General features: G+C 29.4%; 17 protein-coding genes and 1 tRNA gene. 14 read left to right on the top strand and 4 right to left on the bottom strand.

Features of this window, described 5'->3' with window-relative positions; translation table 11 throughout:
- The first annotated feature begins 1 nt into the window (after position 1).
- From ABDX67_RS05295 to ABDX67_RS05310, 4 genes are all read left to right on the top strand, one after another.
- Positions 2-2458 (top strand): ATP-binding protein, encoded by a 2457-nt coding sequence (locus ABDX67_RS05295; RefSeq protein WP_347173922.1) that lies wholly within the window; start codon positions 2-4, stop codon positions 2456-2458.
- Between the two features lies 1 nt (position 2459).
- Entirely contained in the window at positions 2460-4265 is a 1806-nt protein-coding gene (locus ABDX67_RS05300; RefSeq protein ID WP_347173923.1) for a hypothetical protein, read from the top strand.
- A gap of 1185 nt (positions 4266-5450) precedes the next feature.
- A complete protein-coding gene (locus tag ABDX67_RS05305; protein ID WP_347173924.1) occupies positions 5451-5855 on the top strand; it encodes a DUF6943 family protein in 405 nt (134 codons plus the stop codon).
- 11 nt (positions 5856-5866) lie between these two features.
- Complete coding sequence (locus ABDX67_RS05310; protein ID WP_347173925.1) at positions 5867-6238, top strand: DUF2493 domain-containing protein; 372 nt, start codon at positions 5867-5869, stop codon at positions 6236-6238.
- Positions 6239-6271: 33 nt separating this feature from the next.
- Here the strand turns inward: ABDX67_RS05310 and ABDX67_RS05315 are convergent, their stop codons facing one another.
- The 4 genes from ABDX67_RS05315 to ABDX67_RS05330 are packed head-to-tail and all read right to left on the bottom strand — an operon-like array spanning position 6272 to position 7840.
- Entirely contained in the window at positions 6272-6460 is a 189-nt protein-coding gene (locus tag ABDX67_RS05315; RefSeq protein WP_347173926.1) for a hypothetical protein, read from the bottom strand.
- A gap of 3 nt (positions 6461-6463) precedes the next feature.
- A complete protein-coding gene (locus tag ABDX67_RS05320; RefSeq protein ID WP_088352981.1) occupies positions 6464-6682 on the bottom strand; it encodes a hypothetical protein in 219 nt (72 codons plus the stop codon).
- The gene (locus ABDX67_RS05325) at positions 6660-7082 is read right to left on the bottom strand and encodes a DUF5675 family protein (protein ID WP_347173927.1); all 423 of its coding nucleotides are present in this window, start codon (positions 7080-7082) and stop codon (positions 6660-6662) included. Before ABDX67_RS05325 ends, ABDX67_RS05320 begins: the two co-directional genes overlap by 23 nt.
- Before the next feature lie 2 nt (positions 7083-7084).
- Entirely contained in the window at positions 7085-7840 is a 756-nt protein-coding gene (locus tag ABDX67_RS05330; RefSeq protein ID WP_187482747.1) for a hypothetical protein, read from the bottom strand.
- A gap of 156 nt (positions 7841-7996) precedes the next feature.
- Between ABDX67_RS05330 and ABDX67_RS05335 the strand changes: the two genes are divergently transcribed.
- The 10 genes from ABDX67_RS05335 (at position 7997) to ABDX67_RS05380 (ending at position 16339) form a co-directional block, all read left to right on the top strand.
- Positions 7997-8197 (top strand): hypothetical protein, encoded by a 201-nt coding sequence (locus ABDX67_RS05335; protein ID WP_347173928.1) that lies wholly within the window; start codon positions 7997-7999, stop codon positions 8195-8197.
- A 243-nt stretch (positions 8198-8440) separates the two neighbouring features.
- Positions 8441-8641 carry a GIY-YIG nuclease family protein gene (locus ABDX67_RS05340; RefSeq protein WP_347173929.1) on the top strand — a complete coding sequence of 67 codons (201 nt, stop codon included), beginning with the start codon at positions 8441-8443 and terminating at the stop codon, positions 8639-8641.
- A gap of 60 nt (positions 8642-8701) precedes the next feature.
- A tRNA-Thr gene (locus ABDX67_RS05345) sits at positions 8702-8775 on the top strand.
- Positions 8776-8877: 102 nt separating this feature from the next.
- On the top strand, positions 8878-9483 hold the full coding sequence (gene udk / locus ABDX67_RS05350) for a uridine kinase (protein WP_347173930.1): 606 nt from the start codon (positions 8878-8880) through the stop codon (positions 9481-9483).
- Positions 9483-9800: an FtsB family cell division protein gene (locus tag ABDX67_RS05355; protein WP_347173931.1), complete on the top strand. Its 318-nt coding sequence runs from the start codon at positions 9483-9485 to the stop codon at positions 9798-9800. The genes udk and ABDX67_RS05355 overlap by 1 nt, the downstream gene beginning before the upstream one ends.
- A complete protein-coding gene (locus tag ABDX67_RS05360; RefSeq protein WP_347173932.1) occupies positions 9800-11185 on the top strand; it encodes a methylmalonyl-CoA mutase subunit beta in 1386 nt (461 codons plus the stop codon). The genes ABDX67_RS05355 and ABDX67_RS05360 overlap by 1 nt, the downstream gene beginning before the upstream one ends.
- A complete protein-coding gene (locus ABDX67_RS05365; protein WP_347173933.1) occupies positions 11160-11471 on the top strand; it encodes a hypothetical protein in 312 nt (103 codons plus the stop codon). The genes ABDX67_RS05360 and ABDX67_RS05365 overlap by 26 nt, the downstream gene beginning before the upstream one ends.
- Positions 11472-11483: 12 nt before the next feature.
- Positions 11484-13547 (top strand): methylmalonyl-CoA mutase, encoded by a 2064-nt coding sequence (gene scpA, locus ABDX67_RS05370; protein WP_347173934.1) that lies wholly within the window; start codon positions 11484-11486, stop codon positions 13545-13547.
- A 669-nt stretch (positions 13548-14216) separates the two neighbouring features.
- Positions 14217-15098: a bile acid:sodium symporter family protein gene (locus ABDX67_RS05375; protein WP_347173935.1), complete on the top strand. Its 882-nt coding sequence runs from the start codon at positions 14217-14219 to the stop codon at positions 15096-15098.
- Positions 15099-15157: 59 nt separating this feature from the next.
- On the top strand, positions 15158-16339 hold the full coding sequence (locus ABDX67_RS05380; RefSeq protein WP_347173936.1) for a dipeptidase: 1182 nt from the start codon (positions 15158-15160) through the stop codon (positions 16337-16339).
- Position 16340 lies beyond the last annotated feature (1 nt).

Raw genomic sequence — 16340 nt, forward strand, 5'->3', positions numbered from 1 at the left:
AATGAGCAACGATTACCATTTTGATATAACACCCCACATTGTTAAACAATTAGGTGAACAATTAGTTTCAGATGAAGTAACAGCTTTATTAGAGTTAATTAAAAACTCTTATGATGCAGATGCTAATTATGTTTCAATAGATATTAATACTAAAGGTCAATATACTGATGAAAACTTAATCTTTCCAAAGCATAATGGATATATAGCTGTAGAAGATGATGGTTTTGGTATGAGTAAAGAAACGATACTCAAATCGTGGCTATTGATTTCGTATTCGAAAAAAAGGGAACAAAAAGCAAAAAACATTAAAACACCTGGTGGTAGGACACCTTTAGGAGAAAAGGGTTTAGGGAGATTAAGCACACAAAGGTTAGCTGATATTTGTGAAATACTTACCAACACTAACAAAACAGAAGGGACTCATTTAGCATTTAACTGGAAAGATTTTGAAAAAGAAGAAAGGCTTTCAGATGTTGAAATTAAATCAAAAATTTACAATCCTTTAATTAAAAATGGTACAAAATTAATACTAACTAATCTTAATCACTCTGAAGTTTGGGAAGGTAAAAACCTAGAAAGATTTAAAGGTTTTGTTTCTCAAATAATCTCACCATACAAAGAAAACAGGCCTTTTGATGTTTATCTTACAGTTAATAACGAAGTAATTGACTTAGAAAAAATAAATGATGACCTTAGAGATTTAGCAATTTCAAAATTTGAATTTTCTTATAATAGTAAAAAAGTAAAGATTAGTGGTAAAACTAAACTAACAAAGTTTATTGGGAATAAGAAAGAGCACTTTGTAGAATTTTTGGAATCTGATAATGGAAAAAAATTCTATAATTTTTTAAAAGAAAGTGCTTATAATGATATTCTACTTTCTGATAAAAATAATTACTTTTTAGAATTAAAAAACGAATTTACACTTGATGAAATTTCCGGTATGGAAGTTTTTGATGGTGAAATAGCAAATCCCGGAAGTTTTGAAGGTGTTATAGATGAATTCAGCCTTGATAATTGGATGACTTATGATGAACAAGTAAATAATATTTTTAACGGGTTATCTAATTATAGAGCTTTTGCACAAAGTCAAGCAGGTATTAAATTATTTCGAAATGGTTTCGCTATCAAACCTTTTGGTATTAATGGTCAAGACTGGCTTAAACTGGCAGATTCACAAACTAATGCATCATCATATTATCCTTTAAGACCCAAAAACGTTATTGGATATTTTTCTATTGATGAAGGTGTAAATAAAAATCTAAAAGATAAAACTGATAGAGAAGGATTAATATCCAACCCTTATTCTAGGAATTTTTTCGTTTTAGCATTTTTTATAATAAGACAAATTAACAATTATCAAGAAAGGATTCGTAGAGCTTTTGTTGATTATGTAAAAATATCTAAAACAAAAAACAATGGAATAACTTCGGTTAAACAATCTTTTAATCATATCAATAATATCGTTGTTTCTTCAACAGCAATATCAGACGAATTAAAGAGTTCAGGTTCAGTAATAAGTGAATTAGTAAAAGAACAAACAATCATTGTAAGTGATGTAAAAGACAATCCTCTTTTTGCTACAGAAGAAAATAAAAAAAACGTTAAAAAAGCACAACTCTTATTAAACAAATTAAAGTCAATTCAAGAAGCTTTTTCTAAGGTCGAGAAGGTAATTAAGAAAACTGAAGATTTAAATGAAGTAATTGATATTTTAAAGCCAAAAATACAAGTATTAGAAGAACAATTAAATAATTTTACTGAATTAGCTGGTTTAGGAATAACAGCAGAATCAATCAGTCACGAGTTTTTAAACATAGTAGATAATTTAAATGAAAGAGCGCTATTTTATCAACAAAAGTTAAAAAACAAAGAGTTAAAAGAGTCCGATAGTTTCATACTATTGGAATACATAAATGAAACCGTAAATGGTTTAAAGATTCAATTAAGACATTTAGACCCTGCTCTTAAATATCAAAGAGAAAAGAAAAACCAATTTAGTTTATCAAAATATTTTTCCGAAGAGAAAAGTTATTATAAAAAAAGATTCAATTCTAAAGAAATTGAAGTCATTGTAAAAATTAAAGATGATTTCTCCTTGAAAATTAATAAAGGTAAATTAACTCAAATAATTGATAATATTCTAATAAACTCAGAGTATTGGCTCAAAGAAAAAAAATTAAAAGAAAAACATTTCAACCCTAAAATAAATATTACAGTTGAAAAACCGTGGCTATATATCTCAGATAATGGTTTTGGCATACCAAAAAATATAGAAAATCAAATTTTTGAACCATTTGTATCTACTAAACCAAGAGGTGAAGGTCGTGGTCTAGGTCTTTTTATAGTTCTACAATTATTAGATTCTATGGGAAGTTCAATTTCATTGGAGCCTAAAAGAAATGAATTTGATAAAAAATACATTTTTGCTATCAACTTAAATAATGCTATGATTTAATATGAGTGAGAAAATTATCCTAAGTCTAAAAGAAGAAAGCCTTCAAATAATTCCCAAAGAAAATCCTAGTCTAACTGATACTGCTGTCAAAGCTATTAATACTTTATTAGATAAGGAAGGTATTGAAAAAATATTATATATAGACGACAAATTTGATATTGAAGCTCAAAAAGCGTTTTTCCTTGGAATGCTAAAACAAATAAAAAATAGTGGTAAACTTCCTACAGATGATAATTTCATTTCAAACATTAATTGGCAGCTACCTTTAGCCGCATTTAATAAAGAAATTTTAAAAATATGGGAAGACACAATAGATAAAAAAAAGCTTATCCATAATATTTCTAATCTAATTGGTGACAACGAAAGTTCAAACATTACCCCTGCATTAGAGTTTAAAGATTATTTTCCTGGTGAAAATGCTTTATATTTAACACCAAATGAATGGATTGCAAGTAAAAAAGAAATATTAGATTCCATACCTGAAGGTCGTAAAGTCTTATGTTTATTTGACTTTGAATTAGAAAACTTCTCAGGTCCCAACAAAGAAACAAATGGAATTCAACTTATTAAAGAACTTATAGAAACTGGTTATTCTGACAAGGTTATATGTGGTATTTTTTCACATAAATACTCTGAAGAGGAAGAAGACACTTATAGAAAAATATATCGAAAAGAGTTTGATTTGAAGAAAAAACATTTTTGCACTATTTCTAAAAGTAGATTTGCAAAAGACCCTCAATTAAGTGGTTTTGCGGAAGGAATTAAGTATATATTGATAACTAGGTATATAGAAGACCTAAAATCTAAATCTATAAAAATACTTAGAGAAAGTAACGAAAAATCTATTAAAGATTTTAAAAAAATATCTCCAAAAACGTTTAATCAAATTATTCAAAAATCATCGTATAAAGAAGGTGTTTGGGAGGTTGAATCATTATTTCGTTTAAACACAATTTTAAATTCAGATGCCAATTTTTCATCTTTATTAGAAGAGAATGTTAGAAAAGAATTTGACCAATCAGTATTAAGTGTTAGAAATATAGATAGTATATATACTGGCTATAATAAAAAAATAAGTCCAGAATCTTTACTAATCAGAGAGAAAGAATTATATACAAATCAAGATTATTTAAACATTCTCAATTTACCGATTGCCAACGGTGATATTTTTGAGATAGATTCCCAAAGGTATATTTTGGCAGTACAACCTTGTAATTTAGCATTAAGAAGTAAGGGTATTAGAAATAGATCCTATAATAAGGGTATATTAATTCCATTAATTGATTTAGATGTGAAAAACTTCAACCCAGCAACTTCGTATAAATTATATCGTACAGACAGTAATAATAAAATTCTATGTGCTCTTTTTTCAGAATATCAAAATATTAAACTTGATATTTTAGATTTAACAGTTTTCAATTCAACAAGTTCTGCCATAATAGATATGAATAATAAAAACGTTGATGATAACAATGTAATTCAAGAATCTTGGAAAAAAAGATATAAAGCAATTCATAAAAATTTTATAAAAGAGGAAAAAGTTTATCAGGCTTATAATACTATAAGAAAAAAATTAGATGGTAAATTTACTAGCGAGTTTAACTTATTAAATTCTTTCTTTAACAATCCTTCATTAACTAAAGAATTTAAAATTAAAGATCTAGAAGTTTATGATTATCAAAACAGGATTTTTAATTTTAAAATTAAACGTGTAAAAAGATACAAAGAACCATATTCAACAGATTTATTACATAGTTTTATGGCCTATTTATCAAGAAATGGTTTTGATATAGATTTCACTTCTTAAAATCCCACACAAACCAAAATCCAATTTGTTGCAAAAGCAAAAAATCGCTGTATTTTGGTTTGTTCCGCGTGCCAATGCAAGTTTAGCGTTTTAATATTCTATTGTTAGTTGCATTTTACAGCTTGTTCCATTCGCATACTCATTGCACAACTCTAAAAAGCAACGTGTTTTTATTATTTCATAAAACACAAAACTTCCCAAAGCTATCTTTACATAATGCGCAGTTATATACACATTCATTCACTTTCTGGTCTATAACGCCATTATGTAAAATAGCTGCTCTTCCAACGCTCACGTAGTTAATAATTGATAACATTTAGTTATTTAAACAACATTTAGAAATTGTTGCATTGTTTTTATAAGTGCTTATTTGTAATTTTAAATTAACATTACTAAAACTATTATAATTTCAGTTTATATTACAATTATAAAGCACCCATAAAATCAAAAAAAGCCAATAAGATTATTGTTTTTTATTTGCTATAAAATGTAGTTAATATTGGTTTCACTAAAAGCAAATGCAAATAGTGTTTTATTAAAATTACGTATAAAATCTCACCATTAATTCTTGAATAAAAATATAAAGCATTCACTTTTAACAAAACCAATTAAGGAAATTGGAACAAAACAAATAAAAAACAATACACTTATTCTCGCTTCTGCCCGCGCACTAAGTATTTTAATTTTTTATAATTCCTTACCTCATTCAACTGCACAAAACCATCGCTAAGTCCAAATATTCCTTATCTCAAGTCTTTATTTGTTTCATTTCGTTAAGTAATCACAAATAAAATCCAGATAAAATCTATCATTTTACATATAATAAAAAATAAAGGATAAAAAGAAAAACAAAAAAAAGACAGCAAAACAAATGGTTCCCTTAATGTAGCAATACTTTCAGCATCTGTTTCATTCAAGAAAAAATGTAATTGTATAAAATTTTGTCTTTTAAAAGCCTCCGCTTTTAGCCTATAAAGGTCAAGCCCTTCGGGTTTTGAAAAAAATCTCCACCAAATAACAACTTAATACTTAAAATTCAACATTCAGTAGTTGGTAGTATTTTTTTCAAAAACCTTGATAGTCTATCCTCTCCATTTAGAAACAGCTTTCTTTTTGTTGTTTTCCTTTCCAAAATTTTATGGGCAAAAAAATAGCAAAAGAATCTAAACCTAAAAATGGATACTTATGCAAATTTTTGAAATCAAAACCCACAAAATTGGACGAACTTACTCAAACCCACATTTTTTTATTTTGAATAAAGGATTAAATTCTGGAAAACCATTAGACAAACCTTGCCCAAACTGCTTTGTAGTTTCCACAACTTCTAGAGCAAATAGAGAGTCTTTGTATTACCTGTGTTTATCCTTAAAAGTTGGTCAATACTTTGGGTATTATTTAAAAGGTTCTGTCATTCCATTTATTGGTATTTCAGACGTAAAAAAAGTAATCAATACTGCACTGCAAAACTATGAGGAACAACAATGGCAATTGAAAGTTGAAAAACTCAAAAAAATAACTGCTTTCGAAGACAACTTAAAACAACAATTGTCAACTATTTCAAAACTAAAAATAGCCTTACTAAGATCTTAACAAATTAAACTATGAAAATAATTATAGCAGGGAGCAGAAACTTCACCAACTATCAAAAATTAAAACAAGAATGTGATAAATTCCTCCAGGATTATAAAAATATCGAGATTGTATCTGGAGCTCATTACAAAGGTGCAGACAAATTAGGAGAGAAATACGCGTCCGAAAAAAAAATCAAAATCGTAAAATTTCCGGCCGATTGGATAAAATACGTAAAAGCTGCTGGACCAAAAAGAAATAAACAAATGGCAATATATGCAGACGCATTAATTGCTTTTTGGGATGGAAAAAGTAAAGGAACAAAAAACATAATTCAACTTGCGAAACAAAGACATTTAAAAACTAGAATAATTCTCTTTGAAAACGAAATTCTGACTATCTAGTCAATGAAAGCAAAAGAATACCCAGTACTAAGACTAGGTATTCTTTTTTTGCTTTCTAAAAAACAACCACTTTAATAATGTAGAAACAGAAAAACTAACAACTGCTCCAATAACAGCCATAATAACAGTAAAAAGTATATCGTCTAAACTAATAGTAAAAACTGTAGAAAGTAATGTTCCCCCAACAACACCTGACTTTATTTGAATATCGTTCTGAAACATATTTTATTCATCCTTTTTTTCATCAGAAACAACAGCTTGACTAACTGCTGTAGCTACAGTTCCTGCAACAGTCATATAGGTTGCCACAGTAATTATTGCAGCAGGTATACTAACAGGAGCTGCAATAATAGCACCTCCTGCAGTAGCTAATGCAATACCTATATTTCTTAATACTCTAAAAAATTTCGGAGTTGGTTTTTTATAACGTTCTATAATTTTCATAATTCTGTGATTTAATTTTTAATATTATTTTTTCTTTTCGGTCTTTAGCTTGATAAACTAATGATAATAGTTTCTGTAGGGCATCCTTGGAATATATACCTCTACCAATCCCACTTAAATAAGTTACAGGAGCAATACAGCCTTGTAAATCTTTTAAGGCATTATTTGCTGGATGAAATAAAATAAAGCTTCTACCTTTCACATTTTTCAAAATCAAATGATGTTGAAATCGTTTCGAAAATCTAGGAACAACTTCATAGGCTCCTTCAGGAATACAAGAAACATTTCTCTTATTATTTAACCAGGGTAACTCAATGGTATGACAAAGAAAATTATCAGAAGAAAAGAGAGTACCGTTAGTACCCTCTTTAAAATAAGCTCTTTGAAGCACTAACTCCATTATTATGGAGTATCAATTGTAACAACAGATAAAGCATTGTAAGCACCATTTTTAAGGGCATACATTTCTCCATTTACTTCTTGATAAAACTCTACACCTAAAACCTGTACTACTGGTAATGTAGAATTAGCAGTAATTGTTGCAGATAATGCAATTGCAGCAGTATTTGCAGCAGTATAAGGCAAAATTGCTGTTTCATCATTTTCAAATGTTGAAGTTTCATTTACAAAATCTAATTCAGAAGCCCCCATTACTACTTTAAAATGGGTAGTTCCTGCAGGTGCAGCAATTCTAACAGTTGGTGAAAATGCAGCCAAATCTAAAGTTGCATCTCCAGAAACTCTGTCAAATGTTTTTGTAAATGCAGCAAATAAAGTTGCTCCTAACTTTCCATTCAAATTGAATTCAAAACCCTCTAAAAGGCTTAAATTTCCATCTTGCAACGTTCTTAAACCTCTTTCATTAGTCGTATCTGTCTTTGTGATAGCCACTAAAGATTTTGTCAAACGAGAGACAACTCTTTTGTCCTTTGCATTTTGCAAAAGCACACGAATTGCATTTCGCAATACTTTACCACCTTTACCAGCTCTTCCAAATTCAGAACCATTTTCACGAGTTCTTTGAAAGGCAGGATCATTCTGAATTCTGCTTTTATCCACACCTCCTTTTTCACGTGCAAGGTGTCCATCACTTGTTTTATAAAAAGAAATACCTCCGATAGTTCCTTTTAGTTTAATAATTCCTGTTTGTTTTGCCATAATTTTACATTTTTTATGATTAATCTTTCAAATCACGTAACTTTATGACTTACTAAAGAAAAAGAGAAACCGATTAAAACCATTCTTACCGATTAAACCTAAATACTCCTAAAATGACACTACTGGTTTTAAGTATGGTTAAAGCATAGATAAAGTATGATGATTACAAAAAGAGCTTGTATATACCCAAAGGACATTCAACGTATCACAGGACGTAGCGAGCGTTATTGTCGTAAGCTTATTAATAGGATAAAAGAGTATTTAGACAAAGAACCTCATCAATTTTTAACAGTAAAGGATTTTGCTATTTATAGTGGTATTGAAGAAGAAATTATTAATAAATACTTAATAGATTAACCATAATATTTGATGCTATTTATCTGGTTTTAATGAAGTTAAATTCGTAAATTTGTCAAAGACGTTCTATCAAAATATACTATTTCAATTTAACTAATAGGTCAACAATTCGGTTCACACTGTTTTAGTATTTTACCTAAAGTATTGATTTTACTGCATAGTGGAGAATGAGTTATCATCCTGCCACCCCGACAAAAAGTTGAATATTTTATTTATATTCAACTTTTTTCTTGTTTTAGAAAAATGTTTACCGTTTATATTCTTTTTTCTATATCACTTCAAAAACACTATGTTGGTTATACTAGCAAAAATGTAAAAGAAAGACTTCAAGAACACTTATTTAGCCATAAAGGATTTACAGCAAAAGTAAAAGATTGGAATATCGTTTATCAAACTAATTTTTCTTCAAAACCTGAAGCAATTGTATTAGAGAAAAAAAAATAAAAAATAGTTTGTCAATATCAGAAATGATAATATATTTGCCACGCTTAAAAATAAGCAAAAGCCGATGTAGCTCAGCTGGCTAGAGCAGCTGATTTGTAATCAGCAGGTCGGGGGTTCGAGTCCCTTCATCGGCTCTTTAAAGTCCTTTCAAAAGAAAGGACTTTTTTTATGCTTACACTTGAATGATTTTTTATTAAATTTGTTCACAATTATCACACATAAACAACCTTATCTACATGCTTATAATTGGAATTGCTGGAGGAACAGGAAGCGGAAAAACTACTGTTGTAAATAAAATAATAAAAGAGCTTCCTACAGATGAAGTTTGTGTTATTTCACAAGATTCTTATTACAAAGCTACTAATGAATTAAGTTATGATGAAAGAACAAAAATAAACTTTGATCATCCAAGAGCTATTGACTTCGAATTAATTATTGAACATTTAAAGAAATTAAAATCTGGTAAAACTATTAATCAACCAGTATATTCTTTTGTTACACACAACAGAACTAAAGATGTTGTAAAAACGCATCCAAGAAAAGTAATAATTGTTGAAGGAATTTTAATTTTTAATAATGAAGAATTAAGAAATCTTTTTGACATTAAAATCTTTGTACACGCAGATACTGATGAACGATTAATTAGAAGAGTTCGAAGAGATATTAATGAACGTGGCAGAGATGTTAACGAAGTTTTAAGTAGATATCAAGACACATTAAAACCAATGCATCAACAGTTTATTGAGCCAACAAAAAATTATGCCGATATCATAATTCCTAACGACAGACATAATAATGTTGCTATAGATATAGTTAGAACTGTAATCAGCAATAAATTATAATGACTTTTAAGCAGTTAAAACAAAATAAGTTTGTCAGATTTTTCACCAACAGATATGTAATTATACTAATTGCTTTTTCTGTTTGGATGTTTTTTTTTGACGAAAATTCTTATCTTGTTCACAAAGAGTTCAACAAAGAGATTGATGAATTAGAAACTGCTATAGAATTTTACAAAAAAAAGATTGAAGAAGATAAATTAACCATAAAAAACTTAGAAGATTCTGTAGAAATAGAACGATTTGCAAGAGAGCAATATTTGATGAAGAAAGAAAATGAAGATATTTATATTATAGAATTTGATACCATAAAAAAATAATGAGTTCAACGTTATTTAAACATTTTAACACAACATCTGCCGCAGCTTGGAAACAAAAAATTCAAGTTGATTTAAAAGGTGCTGATTATAACGAAACACTTTTATGGAAAACTGATGAAGATATTGTTGTAAAACCATTTTACACAAAAGAAGACAGAAAAAACAGCAACTCAACAGAAGCTAAATTCAATTGTAATATCTCTCAATCTATTTTTATTAATGATGAAAAAATAGCAAATTATATTGCGTTAAACGCTTTAGAAAAAGGTGCAAATGCAATTGAATTTATTGTAGAAAAAACCTTCGATTACAAAGCTGTTCTTAAAAAAATTGACACAAAACAAACGAAACTTTATTTTAGGTTTCATTTTTTAGATGCTACATTTATTAATAAACTTTCTAAGTTTATCGATTCTAAAAATTGTTTTATTCAGGTTGATATTATCAACAATTTAGCACAAAGCGGAAATTGGTTCACGAATTTAAAAGCAGATCATTTAGCTTTTGAAGCTATTGTAAACTCTTGTAATAATTCAGTTGGAATTGACGCTACTTTATATCAAAATGCTGGAGCAACAATAACGCAACAATTAGCGTATGCTTTGGCTCATGCCAACGAATATTTAAATCATTTTGGAAAAGAAATTGCACATAAATTTCATTTTAATTTTGCCGTTGGAAGCAATTATTTTTTCGAAATAGCTAAAATAAAAGCGTTTAGAATTCTCTGGAAATCACTTTTAAAAGAATACGATGTAACTGAGGCAAACGCACATATTTTTGCGCAACCAACACAAAGAAATAAAACAATTTACGACTATAACGTAAATATGTTAAGAACAACTTCAGAATGTATGAGTGCCATTTTAGGAGGTGCAAATACAGTTAATAATTTGTCTTATGATTGTGTTTTTCATAAAAAAAATGAGTTTGGAGAGCGTATTTCTAGAAATCAATTACTAATTTTACAGCAAGAAAGCAATTTAGAAAATGCAAATACTATTGCAAATGGCTCGTATTATATAGAAAGTATTACCAATAAATTAGCAGAAAAAACATTACAAATATTTAAAGATATTGAAAAATCTGGCGGTTTTTTAAAACAATTAAAACAAGGAGTTATCCAAAGAAAAATTACAGAAAGCGCCAACAAAGAACAAGAAAAATTCGACAAAAAAGAAATCGTTTTAATTGGCACAAATAAACAAGCCAATAAAAATGATTCTATGAAAAATGAAATTGAAATTTATCCGTTTATCAAAATAAAACCGATCAAAACATTATTATCTCCCGTAATAAAAAGACGATTATCTGAGGCTATTGAAAAAAGCAGAATAGACTCTGAACAAAACTATTATTGTGGAGAAAGAAAAAATAGTAATTGAATACGAAACAAAACAACGAGTATTAAAAAAATTGGTTAAAAAAACAAAAAAGAAAATACCATATTCAATCTTTGGGTTAATCTTTTTTTGTTTTGCTCTTATTGCTTTGTTAGACGGAAAACTGAATAAAATTGTTGGAAACAGTTATAATTTAGTTTTAGTTATCAGTATTCTTTTAGTGTTATTAACATCTACTTATTTAATTTTAATGTATCAAAAAATTAATAAAATTAATAGAAAAATAAAATCTTTGGGAGAAAAAATGTATAATAAAATGAAGCTGTAAAGTTTTAAAAAAATGAATAGAAAAAATCTTCAAAATATTTCTTTATCAACTCCTAAAAATCAAGATGAGACAACTTTTTTTCACGAAGATTTTGTTGCAGGTATTCCTCCTTTTTTACGTGGACCTTATTCTACTATGTATGTTCGCCGACCTTGGACGATTAGGCAATATGCAGGATTTTCTACCGCAGAAGAAAGCAATGCTTTTTATAGAAGAAATTTAGAAGCTGGACAAAAAGGATTGTCTGTTGCGTTTGATTTAGCAACTCATAGAGGTTACGATTCTGATCACGAACGTGTGCAAGGCGATGTTGGAAAAGCCGGAGTTGCCATCGATTCTGTTGAAGACATGAAAATTTTATTTGACCAAATTCCGTTAGATAAAATGTCGGTTTCTATGACAATGAACGGCGCTGTTTTACCAATTTTAGCATTTTATATTGTTGCCGCAGAAGAACAAGGAGTTGCACCAGAAAATCTTTCTGGAACCATTCAAAATGATATATTAAAAGAATTTATGGTGCGTAATACGTACATTTATCCGCCAACTCCATCCATGAAAATTATTGCTGATATTTTTAAATACTCAAGTAATAAAATGCCAAAATTTAATTCGATATCTATTTCTGGTTATCACATGCAAGAAGCCGGAGCAACTGCAGAAATTGAATTGGCATACACATTGGCAGACGGATTAGAATACATCAAAAAAGGAATTGAAGCTGGAATGGATATTGACAGCTTCGCTCCTCGCCTTTCTTTTTTCTGGGCAATTGGAATGGATCATTTTAGAGAAATTGCAAAAATGCGAGCAGCAAGAATGTTGTGGGCAAAAATTGTTCAAGAATTTAATCCAAAGAATCAAAAATCGTTAGCTTTAAGAACACATTGTCAAACGAGCGGTTGGTCTTTAACAGAACAAGATCCGTTTAATAATGTTGCCAGAACTACCATTGAAGCAATGGCAGCAGCTTTTGGCGGAACGCAAAGTTTACACACAAATGCGTTGGATGAAGCCATCGCTTTGCCAACAGATTTTTCTGCAAGAATTGCAAGAAATACACAAATTTATTTACAAGAAGAAACCAATATTACTAAAACAGTTGATCCTTGGGCTGGAAGTTTTCATGTAGAAAAATTGACAGAAGATATTGCCAACAAAGCGTGGGAATTGATTAAAGAAGTGGAAGAATTAGGCGGAATGACCAAAGCTATTGAAAAAGGAATTCCGAAAATGCGTATTGAAGAAGCTGCGGCAATTAAACAAGCAAAAATTGATAGTGGACAAGATGTAATTGTTGGTGTAAATAAATATCAATTAAAAGAAGAAGATCCTTTACATATTTTAGAAGTTGATAATGAAGCCGTTCGTTTGTCACAAATAGAAAGATTAAACAAACTAAAATCTGAAAGAAATACTACCGAAGTTGAAAAATCTTTGTTAGCTTTGACTGAAGCTGCAAAATCTGGCGAAGAAAACTTATTAGAATTAGCAATTATTGCCGCAAGAAACAGAGCAACATTAGGCGAAATTTCTGATGCTTTAGAAGCAGTTTTCGGAAGACATAAAGCAGTTCATAAAACCATTTCTGGTGTGTATAGTAAAGAAATAAATGAAGATAAGACCTTTAAAAAGGCAACTGAGTTAGCAGATAGTTTTGCTAAGTCAGAAGGAAGACGTCCACGAATTATGATTGCAAAATTAGGGCAAGATGGTCATGACAGAGGCGCAAAAGTGGTGGCAACCGGTTATGCAGATTTAGGTTTTGATGTAGATATTGGTCCGTTATTTCAAACTCCAAAAGAAGCAGTAAAACAAGCTGTAGAAAATGATGTTCATATTTTAGGAATCTCTTCGTTAGCTGCCGGACATAAAACGTTGGTTCCGCAAGTTATTTCTGAATTAAAAAAATACGGACGCGAAGATATTATGGTGATTGTTGGTGGCGTAATTCCTGCACAAGATTACCAATTTTTATTTGATGCTGGTGCGGTTGGAGTTTTTGGTCCAGGCACAAAAATTGCACAAGCTGCTATTGATATGTTGACTATTTTAATAGACTCTATAACAGAATAGTTAAACTCTATTTGTAAATTAGGAAAGTTGAAACTTTATGGCTATGTTTGGCTTTTATTACCACTAATTTATTGATAATATTAAAATGCAACAAATAACAAAACACCAAAAAAACTACTACAATAAGTTAGTCTACAGGTTATTTTGTTCTTATTATTATCTTGTTATGCTACAACGCAAAGTTATCTTCCACGATTAATCAGACACCGTGAGTGTGTCTGAACAACTCTATTACATTATTTATTAAAAAGCTTTTCAATCAAAACATATTGAGTGCTACTACTCACAACTAAAATAATGTACTTATTTGGAGTTTTAGTGATGTTTTTATTTATTAGTAATTAAAATATTATATCATGGCAGTTTTAAGAAAAAAGCTAACGAAGAAAGAAATAAACGATAAAAGGCAAGAAAAAATTTTAAAAAAACTTGAAGATAAAAAAATGAAAAAACGTAAATCTCGAGTATAAAATCACATTAACCTTAAAAGGCTCTAAATTAAACTTTAGAGCCTTTTTTTAAAACTTATTTTTCGACAACTCTCTACTATTCACTTCCAAAAAAAATTACGCTCTTTGGCATCTTCAGAAGTTTCAAATTTAATTTCCTAAATTAGTTGCTTTACAACCTAACTCTTTTTTACAAGAGAACATTAATACATTACAACTTATGACTGTTGCCGAACTTTTAAGCAAAGTGTTTTTACCTTTATCACTCGCAATTATTATGCTTGGTATGGGAATGACATTAGTTCTTGCCGATTTTACAAGAATTATAAAATATCCTAAAGCTATTTTAATTGGCATGACCAATCAACTTATCTTTTTACCAATCATTGGTTTTTCTCTTGCCATTATTTTTAATTTAAGTCCAGTTATGGCTGTCGGATTACTAATTTTAGCAACTTGTCCTGGTGGACCAACAAGTAATTTAATCACACAAATTTGTAAAGGAAATATTGCTTTATCAGTTACATTAACTGCAATTGCTAGTATTATAAGCATTCTTACAATTCCGTTTATTTTATCATATGCTTTAGCATTTTTTGGTACAAGCACAGATGTTACTATTAAATTACCAATTCTAGATACCATTTTACAAATAATGGTAATTACAGTAATTCCAATTTCTATTGGAATGTTGATTAGAAAGTTTAAACCTAATTTTGCTAAAAGAATGGAAAAACCAATGCGAATTGCATCAACCGTTATTTTTATTTTAGTGTTTATTGCTGTATTAACTGCTAACTTTAGTTTAATTGGTAAAGCAATGTCAGAAGTTGGAATTGTTACTTTACTATTAAATATCCTAACAATGGGATTGGGTTTTCTAACAGCCAAATTATTTAAACTGAATATAAAAAATGCTATTTCAATTACTGTAGAAAGCGGCATACAAAACGGAACGTTAGCATTTGTTATTGCAACATCTATCTTAAACAATATAGAAATGGCAATTCCAACTGCAGCATATTCTATTTGGATGTTTATTACAGGCGGAATTTTAATGTGGCAACTTAGCAAAAGATCTGAATTAAAATCTAAAGAATAAAACCAAAACTTGACTGCTCTTTTTTTACTAACTTGGTGCAAAATCCTGAATTAAAACTTATGAGATATTTACTAATATTACTTGTTGTTTTATCGTCCTGCAAAACAGCAACAGATAAAAAACCTGAATCAAAAAATTATAAAGACATTCATTTTAATGCTATTGTGGTTGATACTCATAATGACATTTTAATGAAAGCTGTTGACAACGGAGTTATTTTTGATCAAGATTTAACCGGAAAAACGCATAGCGATTTAGATCGATGGAAAATTGGAGGTTTAGATGTTCAAATATTTTCTGTCTATACAGATGGTGGTGTGAAAAATGCTTTTGCAATTGCTAACAGAGAAATGGACAGTTTAGATGCTGTAGTTGCTAGAAATCCAACTAAAATTACCAAAGCAGCAAATTATGCAGCTATTTTAAAAGCTGTAAAAGAACATAAAATTGCAGCTTTGTTTGGTGTAGAAGGCGGACATATGATTGAAGATGATCTTACCAAATTAGAAGCGCTTTACTATCGTGGAGCAAGATATTTAACCTTAACACATAATGTTGCTCCATCTTGGGCAACAAGTGCTGCAGATGAAACTACAAATCCAGATTTAGCACAAAAAGGATTAACAGATTTCGGCAAACAAGTCGTTTCAAAAATGAACGAATTAGGAATGATGGTAGATGTGAGTCATGTTGGAGATCAAACATTTTGGGATGTAATTGAAATCACCACAAAACCAATAATTGCTTCTCACAGTTCTGTATATAGTCTTGTACCGAGTCATAGAAACTTAAAAGATGATCAAATAAAAGCGATTGCTAAAAACGGCGGAGTTATAATGGTAAATTTTCATCCTGGTTTTATTGATGATAGTTTTGATAAAAAAGAAATGGATTTTCTAAAAAAACATGCTATTGAAGCTGATTCGCTCAAAAAAAGCGGACTAGATGATTGGTACACAATGGATTTTCTGTACAAAAAATACAATACTGAAGTTGAAGCAATGAGACCACCTTTATCTAAATTGATGGATCATATAGATTATATTGTTAATTTAGTTGGTGTTGATTATGTTGGACTTGGTTCTGATTTTGACGGAATAAATCTTACACCAAAGCAGTTAGACGACGTTACTACATATCCAGTAATTACAAAAGCGTTGGTAGAAAAAGGATATAGCGAAGAAGATATTGTTAAAATTCTTGGAAGTAATTTATTACGAGTTTTAAAAGCAAATGAATAAA

The sequence above is a fragment of the Polaribacter uvawellassae genome (genome assembly GCF_039748955.1).
Taxonomy (GTDB): Bacteria; Bacteroidota; Bacteroidia; order Flavobacteriales; family Flavobacteriaceae; genus Polaribacter; species Polaribacter uvawellassae.